Consider the following 16,670-nt stretch of genomic DNA (forward strand, 5'->3'; position numbering starts at 1 on the left):
TCTCCGGAGATCAGGTGTTGAGATGAGACATCTGGATGCCATCGGGCACGGTCTGCCGCCGCCTGCGTCCATGGACCAGGCCGAAGACGGTCGGGACGAAGAACAGCGTGGCACAGGTCGCCACCATCAGGCCGCCGATCACCGCCCGCCCCAGCGGCGCGTTCTGTTCACCGCCTTCGCCAAGCCCGAGCGCCATCGGCGCCATGCCGATAATCATCGCCAAAGCGGTCATCAGCACTGGCCGGAAACGGATCAGCCCCGCTTCCAACGCTGCCCGTATCGGACCATCGCCGGCGGCTAACCGCTCCCGAGCGAAGCTGACGACCAGGATGCTGTTCGCGGTTGCCACGCCCATGCATAGGATCGCACCGGTCAACGCCGGCACCGACAGTGTTGTGTGGGTGATGAACAGCATCCAGACGATACCGGCGAGGGCTGCCGGCAATGCTGTGATAATCACGAAAGGATCCAGCCAGGACTGGAAGTTCACGACGATCAGCAGGTAGATCAGCACGATGGCGCCGGCCAGACCCGCGAAAAGCTGTACGTAGGCGGTCTGCATGGTTTGCACCTGCCCGCGCAATGCGACCACGGAGCCCTTGGGCACCTCGCCTTTCGTGTTGGTGAGGATTTTCTGGATATCCGCCGCGACGGCACCCAGGTTGCGGCCCTGCGTCGAGGCATAAAGATCGACCACGGGCTCGACATTGTAATGCGAAACGACGCCGTCGCTCGGTCCCGGGGAAATAGTTGCAAGAGCCCCCAACAATTGGTTGGACTGACCGCTGGTGACCGGCAGGTTGCGAAGATCGGACAGGGTGTCCATCCGATATTGCGGCGTTTGAACCACGATCGGGTACGACACCCCGTTGGCGGGGTTCAGCCAAAAGCTGGGTGCGACCTGGCCGCTTCCGGCCAAAGTCGTCAACAGACTGGTCGCGACATCCCGCTGGGTCAGCCCCGTTTCATCGGCAAGGGTCCGGTTCACGTCGACATTCAAAGTCGGCTGATCGAATGCCTGCTCCATGCGCAGGTCCGCGACCCCCGACACATCGCGGATGGCTGATAGTAGTTTGTCGGCGTAGGCCCGATTGGCCGCCTGGTCAGGACCAATCACCTGGACATCAACCGGTGCAGGAAGCCCAAAATTCAGGATCTGGGTGATGATGTCGGCCGGCAGGAACGCGAAGCTGGCACCAGGAAATTGACTCGGTAAATCTTTGCGCAAAGCCCGAACATACTGCCTCGTGGGCCGATGGCCGGGGTTCAACGATATATAGATATCGGCATCTTCCGGCCCGATCGTCCCCGAGTTGCCATAGGCCATGTTGATGCCGCTGATCGGCAATCCGATGTTGTCAACAACCGCGCCAAGATCCTGGCGCGGAATGATCTGCCGAATGCGCTGTTCGATCTGATCGCATAACCGGGCGGTTTCTTCGATCCGGGTGCCGGTCTGGGCGCGGACATGCAGCTTGATCTGGCCCGCGTCGACCGCGGGAAAGAAATTCTGGCCAAGCCAGGGCGCCAGGCAAAAGGACAGCGCGACCACGGCCATGAAACCACAGATGAACCGGATCGGATTGTCCACCGCCAGTCGCAGCAGGTTGTAGTAGTGTTGTCGGATCAGAACGACCCCCGCCTCGAAGTGCTGTTGGAATCGGGCCAGCGGATTGCGCGATGCGTGTGAGCCGGCGTTATGAATCGCGTGCTTGGGCAACAGGTATTTGGCCATGGTGGGCACAAGCGTGCGGGATAGGATGAATGACGCTACCAGTGCGAAAATCACCGCTTCCGCCATCGGAACGAACAAATAGCGCGCCACGCCACCAAGTGTGAACATGGGAACGAACACGATGCAGATGCACAGCAGTGACACAAAAGCGGGCGTGACGATCTGCTGGGCGCCATCCATGATCGCCGTCGTGCTGTCCTTGCCCATCTCCATGTGCCAATTGATGTTTTCAATCGTCACCGTCGCGTCGTCCACCAGGATACCCACCGCGAGCGCAAGGCCGCCGAGTGTCATGACGTTGATCGTTTCGCCGAGGACCGACAGAGCTGTGATCGAGGCAAGCACGGCCAACGGGATCGAAACGGTGATAATGACCGTAGAGCGCCAGCTTCCAAGAAACAGCAGGATCATCAGGCCAGTCAGTGCGGCGGCTAGGGCGCCTTCGCGGATCACACCGGATACGGCTGCTTTGACGAAGATGGACTGATCGCCGATCAGGCTGATGTGAACGCCCGGCGGCAAGATCGATTCGATACGCGGCAACAATGCCTTGGCACCGGCGATGATATCCAGCGTCGAAGCCGATCCGGCCTTCTGGATGGTCATCATCACGGCCCGCTCGCCGTCCATCCGCACGATGTTCGTTTGTGGCGGACTGCCGTCATGGACGTAGGCGACATCGCGGATATAAATGATCGTACCGCCAACCTTCTTGATCGGCAGGTCGTTCAACGACGCGATTGCCTTGGGACTCGCGTTCAGCTCCACATTGTATTCGAATTTACCGATCTTTTCCGTCCCGGCCGGTAGAATCAGGTTCTGTGCGGAAATGGCGTTGACCACGTCCTGGGGTGACAGCTTGCGCGCTTCAAGGGCGTGCATATCCAGGTCCACTTGAACCTGGCGAACCTTGCCGCCATAGGGTGACGGAATCGCCGCGCCCGCGACCGTCGCGAGTTGCGGCCGGATGAAGTTTTGCGCCAGGTCGAATAGCTTGGTTTGCGATACGGATTTGCTGGATAGAGCCAATTGCAGGATTGGCACGCTGGACGCGTTGTAACTCAGGACATAGGGCGGAGTGATCCCAGGCGGCAGCAACTTCAACACGGTTTGGGAGGCGGCGGTCACCTGAGCCAATGCGGCGCTGATGTTGACCGTGGGCTGGAAGAATATCTTGACGACGCCATAGCCGGGCAGGGATTGCGATTCGATGTGCTGGATATCGTTCACCTGCGTCGTCAGCGTGCGTTCATAGTAATAAACAACGCGGCCCGACATGTCGTCAGGCGGCAGGCCGGCGTAGCTCCAAACCACGCTGACGACTGGGATGCGGATGGCCGGAAAGATGTCGGTCGATGTCTTGACGGCGGCCATAATCCCAAAAATCACCGTCAGGATGGCCAGAACGACGAAGGTATAAGGCCGATTTAGAGCAATGCGAACAAGTGCCAGCACGGTGGTCCCACTCCTACTCGATCGGTTCGGCCGCTAATCCGCCTGGCCAGGCGTGACGGGCCGGCCTTTTCGTTCGCCCAGGTCGGTTTCGTCGCCGCGATGACGTATCCATCGCGTGATCGGCGGCATCAATCGCTTCAATGTCCGTATCCGGACTGGTTCGATCTCGGATCGAGGCGTCGCATAGCACCGCAACTCGAAGGAACACCCGGGCTGGGCATCGCCTACGATGATATCGAAGTCATGCAATTTGATGATCGCGAGAACGATGCTCAGGCCGAGGCCGCTGCCGTGGATATGCCGGCTCTTGTCGATCCTGTAGAACCGTCGCATCACCGCGGCACGCTCTTCCGGCGGAATGCCTGGCCCGGTATCGGATATTCGAATGACCGGCCCCTCGGCCCCGCCCATTACCTCAAAGCTGACAGCGCCCCCCGACGGCGTGAACTTGATCGCATTGTCGAGAAGGTTAGCGATTGCTTCGATCAGTAGATCCCGGTCACCATGCACCAATGGGGTGGGATCGCTTTGCACGGCGAACCGGATCTGTTTCGCCTCGGCCATCGGCCCGTAAAGCTCACCCGCTTCCTGCACCATTTCGATCAGATCGACATCGCCGAAACCCGACCGGCGTTGGCCACTTTCAATCTCACCAATACGTAGCAATGCCGTAATAATAGATTGCGCCTGATCGAGTCCCACAATGGCGCGGTCGGTGACGGCGATCAGATCCTCCTTGGTCTTGGCCTTGTCCCGCCCGCGCTCCAGCAAGGCTCGGACCCTTGCAAGCGGCGTCCGAAGGTCGTGCGCGATATTATCACCAACGCCCTGTACTTCGGCTAACAGGCTTTCGATTTCCGCCAGCATGCGATTCACGCCATTGGCCAGATGATCGAAATCGTCGGCAATGTGCTCCACGGGCAGCCGTTCATGGACATCGCCTTCCATGATCCGTTCGATACTTTGATTGACGGCTTTGATGCGCCATTGTGCTTGCCGGCTGAGCCACAGGCCCGCCGCCATCACAAGCCCAATGGCAGGAATGGCGCCCAGCATCAGCGCGTGCTCTACGATATTCTCCAGGCTGGTCAGAACACGGATGCCCCGGCCAAAGACCAACATCTTGCCGTCGGTCAAACGCCGAGCTGCAGCCAGGATCGGTTGGTTGATGGAGTGTTTGGCGGTCGAGGTCAATGAAACGCTATGCACTTCTCCGTCCGCGACCAGACCCGCTGGAATGTGCCTGAGGTTGCCCGCGATCGGACTACCATCAGGGGCAAATAGCGCCGCGAAAATCATGTCCTGATCCTCATTCGGATATTCTCCGGCGGTGCGTCTGCGCACCGCCCAAAGGATCTCGTTCGTCGTGCCCTGCGAAATTGCATTTGTTTCCGCTAAAACGAAAGCGCTTATGCGCTTCCTTTCGAAGACGTTGGTTTGCCAATAAATAACCGCGAACAAAACGATGCCGGAGATGATGCATCCCGTCGAGAAAATAACCGAAAGACGGAATGCGCCTCCACGAAAAAATCTAGTTTGGTTCACGGAAATAGAACCCCATGCCGCGCACGCTCAGCAGAAGAGGTTCTTCGTTGGGGCCATCGATCTTGCGGCGCAGCCGCCCGATATGCACGTCAACCAGGTTTGTCTGGGGGAGAAATCGGTAATGCCAGACATCTTCCAGAAGCATGTCGCGGGTCACCACCCGATCTGGCCGACGCATAAAATATTCCAGGAGCTTAAATTCGCTTTTAGACAACTCGATGGTACGACCTTCGCGTTTGGCGACCCGTTCGATCAGATCCAGCTCCAGTGGACCGACCCGCAAAGTCGTCGCACGCGTGTCCAGGGGCCGGCGCAGCAGCGCTTCCACGCGCGCCACCAATTCCGGCAGGGCAAAAGGTTTGGTGACATAGTCGTCGCCACCGACTTTCAGCCCTCTTACGCGGTCGTTCACGGCACCAAGTGCGCTGACCACGAGAACAGGCATCTGGATGCCGTCCCGCCGTAAATCCTGAATAATTGAAAATCCATCGCACCCTGGCAGCAGGAGATCGATGATCAGGAGATCGTATCGTCCCCGTCGAGCCTCTTCCCCGCCCTGCGGTCCAGTCGCCACATGTTCGACCACATAGGCCCGATCGACCAGTTCGTTCGTCACTTCTTCCGCGATTTCCGGGTCATCCTCGATCAACAATATCCTGGCGCGCGATGTCGGAAATAAATGTTCCGATATGTCCTCGTTCACCACCGGGGTATTGGTATTACCGTCGAAATTCATCAGTCGAAACTCCCAATGCGCTGCCGAACTCTGTAGCCGAATATTCCCCCGCTTTCATCTATCCCACGTATGTATTTACGTTCATAAATGGCCTTGAAATATATGGAATTCATATAGTTATCGCTCGCTTTGCTCGAGCCGAGGGCCGATCCGCCGTTCCTGAATGTCACGTAGGTTTGATCCTTATCCTCACCACCAAGCCAAGCTGGGGTGTCGAAGCATTGACGGTCCATTCGTATATATTTCCGTAGTAGAATGAGTTCAGCTTTATTGGACCCAGAATTTAATGGTCGGACAATTCCACCGAAGTGTGTAAGGGCCACCCCTATATTGACAAAATCAGAGGTGTGAAAATCGAAGACCCTTGATATCAAACGGATAATATTGTTTCCAACATTAGCGAGTTACACTCGGCACTAATGCTTTGGTCGGGATGGCAATGACTTGTTCATTTTTCAGTCCGTTCGCCCGGGCGCGGAGTACCCGCGTGGTCTTCCTCACAAATAAGGGCGTCGTAGGCTGTCTGCTATTAAAGGTCATGGTACGAACTTTAAATAGGTTGTCATTTGATCGACCCTGTCTTGTAAATTGCGTGGCTCACCTCAGCAGCCCGAGCCGTCCACATGATACCCGCTCACAATGCCGGCGTTCACCATATAGGTTGTCCGACAAACCAGCATTGCCGGGGGTGGCGGCGGAAAGCCGGTGCCATCGCACCACATCCCCGGGCCGAAGCAGAAAGGGGCACCCGGCACGGTCGACCGCCGTTTGTCCTCATAGGTTAGGACAGTGGTACCGCCCGCATCCTGTGTTTGTGCGGGATCCCCCATCTTGGTGACCAGCTCTGTCACCGGTTGGCCGACGAGCGTGGCCGATTGAGCCTGGCGTTCCGCCAGCGACGTGCAACCAGCCATCGGTACCGAAATAACTAAAAGCCAAAGACTTCGCATCGTCCCGTCCTTGCGCGTCCCGCACTGCAAAACGTTGACAGAGGGTAAGCGCAGTGCCTCGCCAGCACCGCTCGTATCTCCGCATAGCTGATCAATGGTATCGGCGTTGGACGATGGCGAGGGGCGCACACAAATATGAAGGCATGTTAATTTCCCGCATGCCATTTGTTATTTTTCGGCTGTTAGCTTTTAGTTGGCAATTTGGGTATCTGATGCCAGTTCTCTCACCGCTACCAGGAACGGTTCGCCTATATTGTAGAGGAGTTGAGAGAATGAAACGCTTGATCTTGGTTGCCTTGGCCGCTATTGGCCTGGCCGCTTGTTCTGGCCCGACAATGAATGGCGGGAGTGATGTGGCAACGGCATTTCCAGGCGAACCACACATAACGCATCCTACTGGCCCGTATGACAATACGGCGAACAGCCTGGGGGGTAGGTACGTCGGTGGTGGTGGCGACGATTAGTCATCAGCCAGAATACCAAGACCGGTCCCGGGCTGGGCCGGTCTTGGCACCTATCTCGCCGGGCAGCTTTCATTGATGGCCTTGTATTGTGTCGGCTCCGGCCGTTACGGGAAGCGATGTCCATATGAGGAACGGAAGCCCTCAACCATGCGGAGCACCAACCCTGCGAACCGTGGCTATGCAGACCAATGCGAACCCAGCCGGGGATATTTTTGGCGGCTGGATTCTATATTTGATGGACAAAGCCGCCAGCATTGCCGCGGCATCCCGTGCGCGAGGACTTGTAGCGACAGCATCAGTTTCCAATCTATGGTTTTTGCAGCGGGTGAGAGTCGGAGACTCAGTGTGCGTTTATACAACAATTGTACGAACGGGACACACCTCGATCACAATCGGTATAGAAGTATACGTGCAACGCGCGGGTCGATCGGACCTCGTGAGAGTGACCGAAACTGAAATCGTCGTGGTAGCCGTCGATAGTCAAAGAATGCCCCGCGTTCTGACCGTCACCGTCTGAGTATTTTGGTTCCATCGTAAACTTCCATCGGGGACGTGCGGGTCCCGCAGAGATGACGGGCCTTATCCCGCCAACGAATAAAATTGGTTCTGATGGGGTGGACGCCCGCTCGACGGCATCGGTGTGCCAAAGTGGAGATGTCGATACCACCACGTGAGGGAGGCGCCGGTGTCATCGGCCGAGCCGTAGACCACATACTGCATCCATCCCGCCCCCGCAAAACGCAACCCTATGCCACAGCTCCATCTCAGGCGACCAGACAGTGTGGCATGGGCGCTGACGTAACCAAAAATGGCGCAAAAGAATAACGCTTCCTTCAATATTCATTGTGCATTTTTTAATCGAAATTGGATGTCTCGACACAACCTTATGGAATGCAGCCGCGTGTTGCCTTCCCGGATTTGCCGCGGGGGCTGCGGGTTTAGTATAAAGGAGAGATCACTATGACCAAAATCATCGCGGCATTGACCGTGTTGACATTCGTTCTCGGTCCGGCGGCTTACGCCGATGCGTCGATGGCGGATTCGCCCGTGTCCGTTTCGACCTCCGTCATGCCAAACACACGCGGCAACATTGCCGCATCCAATCCAAACGTGCCCGGTGCTACGGGCAGCACAATCGTTCGTGGGAATACCAGCACGATTTCCGAGGATGCCAAGGCCACACGACAACAGCAGACGGGCGCGTACGGCGGCTGAAGTCGCCAGCCACTTGCCGAAGGGCTCGTCACCATCGGGCCTTTCGGAAGCGGTGGCCTTGCTATGATGAAGGAAATCCCCATGCTTCGATCATTTTTGCTTTTGGCGTTGATCGTCTGTGTGACGTGCCCCGCGAAGGCTCAGCAAGTGAACGCGACATCGCCGCCACGAATGATCGGCAATCGCACGAACGGATTCAGCTACCAGCCGTCACCCGGCGAAGTCCGGCCCAAGGAACAGATCGCAGGCGTCCGACCATCGAGAGCCAGTCAAGCACTGACGAATCAGACCCTGAAGACCCTCGACCGGACACTTCTGCATGATGAGGGATTGCGTATAAGCAATGTTCCCGCGTTCGTGCCTGACCATTAGTATAGCCGCTGGAGAAATACTGCCATGAAAGGATGGTACAAATGACTACAATAAAGTGGATGGTACGCTGCATAGTCGCCGTCGTCATGGTTGCGGTATTATGTGGGTGTACCAGCTATGACACATCTCATGGAGAGCACGCCCTAGATACCCCGGACCCCGGTGCCTGGTATGGCCAGTGACGGCTCCGTCACAAAGTTGGCCGACTGATTCGGTTGGCTTAAGATTTGCCGGCAGCGGCCGCGCTGGGTTGATGCACTCGCCGCCGTTGTACTGGGTACCGCCGTCGCACGCGGCGGCACGATGACCGCGGCCTCAGGCTGGTGGTTCGCCATAGCATGGTAGACGCCATCACTGCAGTCTGGGGCAATGGCCAAGTCGAGGGCCAGATCAACAAACTGAAAACGCTGAAGCGCGCGATGTATGGCCGGGCGGGCATCACCCTTCTGCGAGCCAGGATGTTGTCACTGAAGCAACTCTGCGAACACACAGTTTGAGGAAGACCCACCGAGAGTGAATCAGACCCGGTTTAGATGCCGCGCGACAATGGGACGTCGTGGCGGGCGCGCGGTTACTTGCCTCACAATGTGAGGTCAGTGGACAGTAAGAGGTTCTTGTCACCGGCGACCCTTTGTGGGTGATTTCCGGGCGCATCCTTGACCAACCTCATAGACGGGCGTCGTGCGACTGAAGTCGAGGTGACGGTCCATGTCCTCAACCGCATGCTGGCGCTGGGACGCGCGAACTCTGTCCGCATCCTCTGACCTCCAACGCCGGTTGGGGGCCTTGCGTGCACACCTCTGATCCCAGCATCACGCTGGCCTACCGACGTCCAAAGTTTTTCACGAAATCATATGGCAACGGTAAAGCGACGCACGTTGTGCTCATTAAGTGATAGTCCGATACCAGCCTGCTCGGGCGCAACTAGTTCACCCTCTTCTAGCTTCGGCATGTCGTCCAGGATTGCTTCGGACCGCGGTACGTATTCGACCATATGGCCGTTGGGAATCGCCGATAGCATGTGGACATGCCATTCCGGGAGTACGTGTCCGCATACCAGAATGTTGCGGGCCCGAGCCATGCTGGCGACGTGTCGCCAGGGCGTAATGCCGCCGACGCGAGCTAGATCGATGATCACCACGCCGGGTGGGCTTTCTTGGAAGAGGCGTTCAAACTCACTCAACAAATAATAATGTTCACCAGTCGCAATCGTTACTTGCAGCACGCTGCTGAGGCGCGCCAGGCCAGCGATGTCCTCGTGATCGATGGGATCTTCCAGCCAATGAATTCCGGCTTCTTGCAGTGCGTAGCCGGTGGCAATGGCTTGCGGTACGTTCCAGGTTTCCGTGGCGTCCACCAGGATTCGCGTGCTCTCGCCAACTGCTTCGCGCACAGCGCGCACCCGACGTGCCTCATTCTGGGGCAGTGCTTCATGCCCGATACGCAGTTTCACCGCAGAGAAGCCCCGCGTGACATGGTTCGATGCGGCATTCCCCAATTCGTCCAGCGAGAGGTTGTACCACATACCATCGCTGGCATAGGATGGCAGCCGATCGCGATAGCCGCCGAGTAGGCGATAGAGCGGCTGGCCGACGGTCTTAGCGGCAAGATCCCACTGCGCCATGTCGAGTGAGGAAATCGCGAAATTCACCATGCCGCCGGGTCCAAATCGCCCGCCGACTTCCATCAGACGCGCCCAGGTCGCTTCCATCTCGAACACCTGTCGACCGATCAGAAGTTGCCCAAGCTCTCGCGTCGCGTGTACCAGCGCACGCACCAATGAATCGTTCAGCACCACCACATAACCGAAGCCGACTGTACCATCGGCAGTGGCAACGCGAGACAACACGTGCCAATAGGAGTCGACAGGCTTGCCGGCAGCCACGTACGGCTTTTCCAGCGGCACCTTCAATAAGTCTATCGTGACCGAATTGATTTTCACATTCTTCTCCGTCCCGATTGGGTGACTGTGATTTACGACGAACCGACGCTGATCCAGGGCAATGCGGCCACCACGAGCAGTCCGACCAACACCGCAAGCAGATAGGCCCAGATACGCCGCATTGCAGCGTCGGGGGAGACCCGCGCAATAGCGCACGCAGAATAATAGCCGACCCCGAACGGCGGTGCGAACAAGCCAATCCCCATCGCCAGGATCACCACGATCGCGTAATGGACTTCGTTAATGCCGATGGCACGGGCCTGTGGGAACAACAGCGGTCCGAATAGCACCATGGCTGGAATGCCCTCTAACACGCTGCCTAGCACAATAAAGGCGACTATCGAGATGGCGAGAAAGCCAAACGCGCCGCCTGGCGTAGTGGCCATGCTTCGTGAAAGCTGTTGGGAGAACCCTGACTGCGTCAACGCCCAAGCCATGGCCGTTGCCGCGCCTACGATCAGTAAAATCGCACCTGACAGGCTTGCTGTGTCCACCAGCATCGGGTACAGGCGGCGCAAGTCGAAACTACGATAGATCAATAGGCCGACCACGACGCTATAGACGATCCCAATGGTGGAGACCTCGGTCGCGGTGGCAATGCCACTGATCACCGCACCGCGAATCACAAAGGGCAATACCAGGGCAGGCAGTGCCGCTGTCAGCGCCTTCATGATAGCGGGCAGGCGCGCGCGCTCCACGCCCGCAGTGTTGTCATGCCGGACGCGATGACGTGCGATCACCGCGAGGGCCACCGCCAATACGGCAGCCGGCAGCAGACCGGCAGAAAACAGTGCCGCGATCGAGACGCCGGTCACTGATCCCACGGTGATCAGCACCAGTGACGGTGGAATCGTTTCACACATTGCGCCAGACGCAGCGAGCAACGAGACGAGTTCACCTTCGTCGGAGCCGCGCCTCAGCATTTCCGGGAACAGCACCGGCACAACGGCTGCCATGTCGGCCGACTTGGAGCCCGAGATGCCGGCAACGAGATACATTGCGCCGAGCAGAACGTAGTTCAGCCCGCCGCGCACATGACCCAGTAATGCGGCTAGAAATGCCACCATGGCGCGTGCCATGCCGGTCATCTCCACCAACATACCCAGCAGCACAAACAACGGGACTGCAAGCAGGATGAGGCTGCTCATGCCATCGTCCATGCGCGCCACCACAACCGTGAATGGCGTCGACGTCACTGTATCGAGATAGGCGAAGGTCGCCAGGCCGAAGGCGAACGCAATCGGTACTGACAGCAGCACACCTGCACCCAGCAGCAGCACGAAGAACACCAGCAAGTTCCAGTTGTCGGCGTCGGCCAGCGCATCACCGCCAAGCGAAAACAGCACCCAAACAGAGGCAACGGTGATGATGCCGAATCCCGCATCCCTCCAGCCGAGCCGGAGCAGGCGCGCCAGCGCGGTGAACAACATCATCAGGCCAGCAATCGGGAAGGCAGCTGTCCGCAATGCGTCATGCAGCCCAAGCGAAGGTGAGACTATTGCCCACTGGTCACCAGTGTAGTCCAGCGAAGCAGGTGTCAGCAACAACAGAAATGTCGCGCCGGCGGCCGCAACGATCGCCTCGGCGCGCGCGCGCCAATGCGGAGTGAACCGCGCGACTACAGCGGTAAGACACATATGCTGGCCGCGTTGCCAAGCGATGACACTGCCGAGCATGGCGAGCCACAAGAATAGCGCACTGGCCAACTCGTTGGTCCATCCGAGTGGATTTTGCAGCACATAGCGAAAGATCACACCGAGCAGCAGAGTGACGACCTCTGCCAGAACCAGAACGGCGGCCAGCAAGCCGGCAACACGTTCCAGTACCCGTTCGATTGCGAGGCTGATGACATCAGCGCTGGCGACCGCTCGGCCAGCGGCGGTGCTCACGCGAGCTGACCGGCGTATTTCTCCAGCAGCGACCAAGCCTCTTTGCCGTATTTGGCCTGGAAATTCGCATAGTAGCCGGCCTTGCGCAGCACCGCGCGGAACTGCTGGGGATCAGTGTCGTTTATCGCCATGCCGTGCTTCTGTAGATCAGCACGAGCCGTCGCGTCCTGATTGACCAAGTCACTACGTTGTCGCAACGCCATGGCATCGAAGTGCGTCGCCATGAGCGTCTGCATATCCTCGGGGAATTGCTGGAAGGCGCGACGGTTCATTAGCAAGAAGAACGAGTCCCACATATGGTTGGTGACGGAAACATATCTCTGTACTTCGTATAGCTTGGAAAATTCTGCGACCAACAGAGGCACCTCGACGCCGTCCACCACCTTAGTCTGCAAGGCCGAATAAACCTCGGTCCAGTTCAGGGGCGTCGGCGCGGCACCGAGGTCCTTGAACGTGGCCAGCTCGATTGCGCTGTTCGGTATCCGGATGGAGAACCCTTTCATGTCGTCCGGTGTACGAATGGCTTTGGTGCTGCTGAACACCTGGCGATAGCCGTTGGCCCAGCCCTTATCGAACACTTCCAGGCCGGCGCCACGGATCGCCGTGCGCAGATAGGTGCCCAGATCGCCGTCCATCGCCGTCCAGGCGTCGGTGTCGCTTTTGAAGGCGAAGGCCAGACCGTAGATTCCTAGTACGGGAATCAGCGATTCCAGGATTGGTCCCGAGAGGGCCAGCATTTCCAACCCACCCGAACGGAGTTGCGACAGCATGTCCATCGCCCCGCCCAATTGATCATTGGGAAAAACCGTAATGCGGAGCTGTCCGTTCGAGTCTTTGGAAATTTCGTCCGCCGCCTGCTGCAAGCGCGAATTCAACGGATGCAGGTCCGTCATATCCGTTGCTAGCTTCAGCCGGTAGCGTGGCGCAGCCATTGCCCCTCTGCTACCAAACATCGCCGATGAGGTCGCGGCAACGCCGCCGCGCAGCAGCGTCCTCCGCGCCAGGGCAGATCCCGCTGGTAGGCCATACTGCTTACTTGTCATTCGTCCCGCCCCCTTGGCCACCTCTGCAACTCAAGAGCAATTTCGTCGGGAAGTCATGTCATGGATGATGTCGAATTCTGCATAGCCGCCGCCTGTTTACGTTATACCATGCAGATCGCGACGGGTGGCTTGTTACGTCCGCAGCCGGTTCCGTCAGGGCTCGCGCTACGGCCCTTTCGACGGCAAACTGGCCCGAATCCGTGGGATTGAGGCGATGCGTTGCATTGGGTGCGGTTCGATCGCTGTTTCGGAGCGGCCGGGAGAGCATGCAAAGTCGTGGGGGCTGTCCTGCTGCAAGAGAGCTTGCATCTGGCCACTCGCAGTGGCGCGGCCAAGCCAGGGTGCCGCAAACCACCTGAGAATATCTCGTCCTACACCCACCGAGCTATACCTCACTTGCACCGAGCGCTGAGAAAACCCGATTGATCGCTCAGGGGCGCCTCGCCGCCAAAAGGCAACCCCAACTCAGGAAATCATGATCTCAGTTGACGATGGACTAGTTTCGGTACGGATGCGACCCTCGCGTGCTGCTTGGCGGAAACGCTCATAGTCCTGTTCAACTTGGTCGGCGTAGCCGACAGCATATTCCTGCAATGCATCGTCGAATACCGGGCTCGCTCCGAGATAGCCGGAGATCAGCGGCGCCTGTCCTGCCTTCGCATGGGCGCGCGCGAGTGCCTCGCTGCAAAGACCGCCGTATCGTGTCAAGCTGTCGGCTTCGTAGACCTCGATATGCGCTGCGCTCTTCATGTCGTGCAATTGCCGGACGTAGAAGTCCCGGCCGCCCGGCCCGCGCGCCCAACCCAGAAAGATATCGCTCGCTGCCTGCATCAGGCGTAGACCCGTGACCACCCGCTCTCCCTGGTGCTTCTGGGGCGAGCCTCCGGTATAGGGTTCCAGGACCGATTTGCGCGCCTCTTTGATCTGCAGGAAGAGCGGATCGTCGTGCTCTCCGAGCATGAGGGCTATCAGGCACCGGGTACCGACACTGCCGACACCGACCACCTTTACGGCAGCATCGACATAGCGGAAGCGATCGAACAACGCACGATAGTCTTCCCGCAGTGTGGCGGAATATTTTGCCAGAAATCCGCGCATGATCTCATTCGTGTCCGAATTGGACGGATGGAACAACAGCGGCGGCTGATCGACGATCCGCGGGCTGCCGTCAGCCATCGTGGTGATTTTGTGGAATACATGCTCCGAGGTGTGACGCTGTGCCTCTCGGATGCTTGCCTTCACAATCGACATGTTCTTTTGTTGCTTGCGTGATCGGTCGAGAAGATCGGTCGCCGTGATGTGGGAATACCAGACCGCCAGAGTCGATTGGTCGGCATATTCGCGCATCGCTTTGCGATAGCGGCCGGCAGCGGTGACGACCATTTCCTTGGCGATCGTCGGGGAAAATCCGCGCCATCGCGCCGCGAGCACCAGACTGGCGGCAAGGCGTTTGACATCCCATTCCCATGGCGCCGGAAAGGTTTCGTCGAAATCGTTGATGTCGAACACCAACTCTCGTTCCGGTGAGGCAAAGCTGCCGAAATTCATCAGGTGGGCGTCACCGCAGGCCTGTACTGTGATTCCCGAGATTGGCGTGTTCGCGAGGTCCGCGGCCTGCACCATCGATGAGCCACGATAGAACGCGAACGGCGATTCCAGCATGCGCGAATGACGCAACGGGATCAGCTCTTTCATCCGATCGGCGTTCGATGCCTCGATCAATGCGACGATGTCTCGCCCCTTCTTCGCGATGCCAAGCTGCGAATGTGAGATCCGAGGCGTCGCTTGCCGCAATGTTCGGCCTTCTTCGATGCGGCTCGCGGCCGATGCGGTTTGCCGTACGGGCGGTGCTGGAAGTTGGTCGGACCCAACGGCTAATTTTTGCGGTTTCGTTTTCATTCCTCTTTCTCCAATCTGTTTTACGACCGCATAAATTGTTCGGCGGTTGTGATTATAGGCCGTCGGACCGGGGATTGCGGCGTCATTGATCCAGCCGTCATCGCTGCCGGCGTCAATGGAACGACGGCCCTGAGCAGCGTGCCGCCGTTCTGCCCGGGTTGAACGGTCAGTCGCCCTCCCAGTTCATCCAGACGCTCTCGCAGTCCCGCCAGTCCGACGCCCAGTGCCCTCTGGTTGCAGGTGGATGACGCGACGGCACGCATAACGGCGCATGATGGACCAACGCCATTATCGACGACCGTCAGTACGATCTCCTCGCCGCATTCGCCCGGCATCAGTTGCAGATCGACATCGATCCGGCTGCCACCGGCGTGGCGATGGGCGTTGCCGATCGCTTCCTGGGCGACTCTGAACAGCGCCATTTCGACTTCGCGTGGAAAGAGGCGCCGAGATATGTCATGCCCGATCTTCAGATCAAGCATGACGTCGCCGCGACGTGCGACGCAGTCTACGTACCACCCCAGCGCGTGCGCCAATCCGGCGTCATCCAATAAAGGCGGATGCAGCAGATAGGACAGCGTCCGGATTTCCCGCAAACTCAACTGGATCAGCCCGAGCGCGTCCCTCAGTGCCTCGGCGGCCTTGCGTGGCAGCTTGGTTCCAAGCCGCATGGCGCGTTCGGTCGCGAGCGAGGCGCCGACCAGGTTCTGCGCGGTGGAATCATGCAGTTCACGCGAAATCTTACGCCGCTCCTCATCACGGATACGGATCAATTTTCGGGGTAGCTGCCGCAGCACCTCGCTGCAGCGGCGAACCTTGGTCACGTCCTCGCATACCAACATCAGAAACCGGCCATCGCTGATGTCGAGCATCGTCGCGCGCAACTGGAACCAGCATTGCCCAAGCGGGTAATCGATGCGAAATTCGTCGCGTGCGCCTCGAAACAGTTCGCGCAGACCGTTGGCAGTCTCGTCTGATACGGGATTGCCGGCATTGCCGGCATCGCACGCGGCAAGATAGTTCGTCCCGATTGGCAATGTGGGGGTGGCGTTTGCCTGCCAGGCGGCGTTCATCGCAAACACCGCACCGTTACTGTCCAGCACGAGAACCTGCGCTGCCAGCGCATTCAGTATGGACTGGAGCGTGCCCGGCACGTTGACAACGCCCATAGCGGGCGGGTGACGTTCTGTGACATTGTGCGTCCTGCCGATTGAACGATGGATGCGTCCGGTATCGGGTTGCCGTACCGAAGCAAGGGTGCTTTTCAACCGCCGAATTTCCCGAGGTACGGGCAGGACTTCCTCGTAATGAAGCGCATCACCCGATCCGGCACAATTGGCGTAATGCTCCGTGACCCGGTTGGCGAAGTCTCCGGTCATAAGTGCGCGCGGTGTCCGGCCGCTGGTATTCTCGGTGCGCCACCTG

The 16,670-nt window shown here is 58.5% G+C and carries 10 protein-coding genes; 2 read left to right on the plus strand and 8 right to left on the minus strand.

Features of this window, described 5'->3' with window-relative positions:
* Positions 1-10: 10 nt before the first annotated feature.
* Genes GSQ89_RS26725 through GSQ89_RS26735 form a run of 3 tightly spaced genes read right to left on the minus strand, consistent with a single transcriptional unit; the run spans position 11 to position 5,471 of the window.
* Positions 11-3,190, minus strand: coding sequence for an efflux RND transporter permease subunit (locus GSQ89_RS26725; protein ID WP_158931005.1), 3,180 nt, complete (start codon positions 3,188-3,190; stop codon positions 11-13).
* 33 nt (positions 3,191-3,223) lie between these two features.
* Positions 3,224-4,735 carry a HAMP domain-containing sensor histidine kinase gene (locus tag GSQ89_RS26730; RefSeq protein ID WP_158931006.1) on the minus strand — a complete coding sequence of 504 codons (1,512 nt, stop codon included), beginning with the start codon at positions 4,733-4,735 and terminating at the stop codon, positions 3,224-3,226.
* A complete protein-coding gene (locus GSQ89_RS26735; RefSeq protein ID WP_158931008.1) occupies positions 4,722-5,471 on the minus strand; it encodes a response regulator transcription factor in 750 nt (249 codons plus the stop codon). The genes GSQ89_RS26730 and GSQ89_RS26735 overlap by 14 nt, the downstream gene beginning before the upstream one ends.
* Before the next feature lie 1,592 nt (positions 5,472-7,063).
* Here GSQ89_RS26735 and GSQ89_RS26740 point away from each other — a divergent pair.
* Both GSQ89_RS26740 and GSQ89_RS26745 read left to right on the plus strand, forming a co-directional pair.
* Positions 7,064-7,402: an acyl-CoA thioesterase gene (locus GSQ89_RS26740; RefSeq protein WP_256367347.1), complete on the plus strand. Its 339-nt coding sequence runs from the start codon at positions 7,064-7,066 to the stop codon at positions 7,400-7,402.
* 443 nt (positions 7,403-7,845) lie between these two features.
* Entirely contained in the window at positions 7,846-8,100 is a 255-nt protein-coding gene (locus GSQ89_RS26745; protein ID WP_158931012.1) for a hypothetical protein, read from the plus strand.
* Positions 8,101-9,322: 1,222 nt separating this feature from the next.
* Here GSQ89_RS26745 and GSQ89_RS26750 read toward each other — a convergent pair.
* The 5 genes from GSQ89_RS26750 to GSQ89_RS26770 form a co-directional block, all read right to left on the minus strand.
* The gene (locus GSQ89_RS26750; RefSeq protein WP_158931013.1) at positions 9,323-10,414 is read right to left on the minus strand and encodes a mandelate racemase/muconate lactonizing enzyme family protein; all 1,092 of its coding nucleotides are present in this window, start codon (positions 10,412-10,414) and stop codon (positions 9,323-9,325) included.
* Positions 10,415-10,446: 32 nt separating this feature from the next.
* Positions 10,447-12,303 carry a TRAP transporter large permease subunit gene (locus GSQ89_RS26755; RefSeq protein ID WP_254073382.1) on the minus strand — a complete coding sequence of 619 codons (1,857 nt, stop codon included), beginning with the start codon at positions 12,301-12,303 and terminating at the stop codon, positions 10,447-10,449.
* Positions 12,300-13,346, minus strand: coding sequence for a TRAP transporter substrate-binding protein (locus GSQ89_RS26760; protein WP_158931015.1), 1,047 nt, complete (start codon positions 13,344-13,346; stop codon positions 12,300-12,302). Before GSQ89_RS26760 ends, GSQ89_RS26755 begins: the two co-directional genes overlap by 4 nt.
* Before the next feature lie 465 nt (positions 13,347-13,811).
* Positions 13,812-15,140, minus strand: coding sequence for a DUF2252 domain-containing protein (locus GSQ89_RS26765; RefSeq protein WP_158931017.1), 1,329 nt, complete (start codon positions 15,138-15,140; stop codon positions 13,812-13,814).
* Positions 15,141-15,265: 125 nt separating this feature from the next.
* A complete protein-coding gene (locus GSQ89_RS26770) occupies positions 15,266-16,624 on the minus strand; it encodes a sensor histidine kinase (RefSeq protein WP_216856415.1) in 1,359 nt (452 codons plus the stop codon).
* Positions 16,625-16,670 lie beyond the last annotated feature (46 nt).

The sequence above is a fragment of the Acidisphaera sp. S103 genome (assembly GCF_009765975.1).
In the GTDB taxonomy this organism is placed as follows: Bacteria; Pseudomonadota; Alphaproteobacteria; order Acetobacterales; family Acetobacteraceae; genus Rhodopila.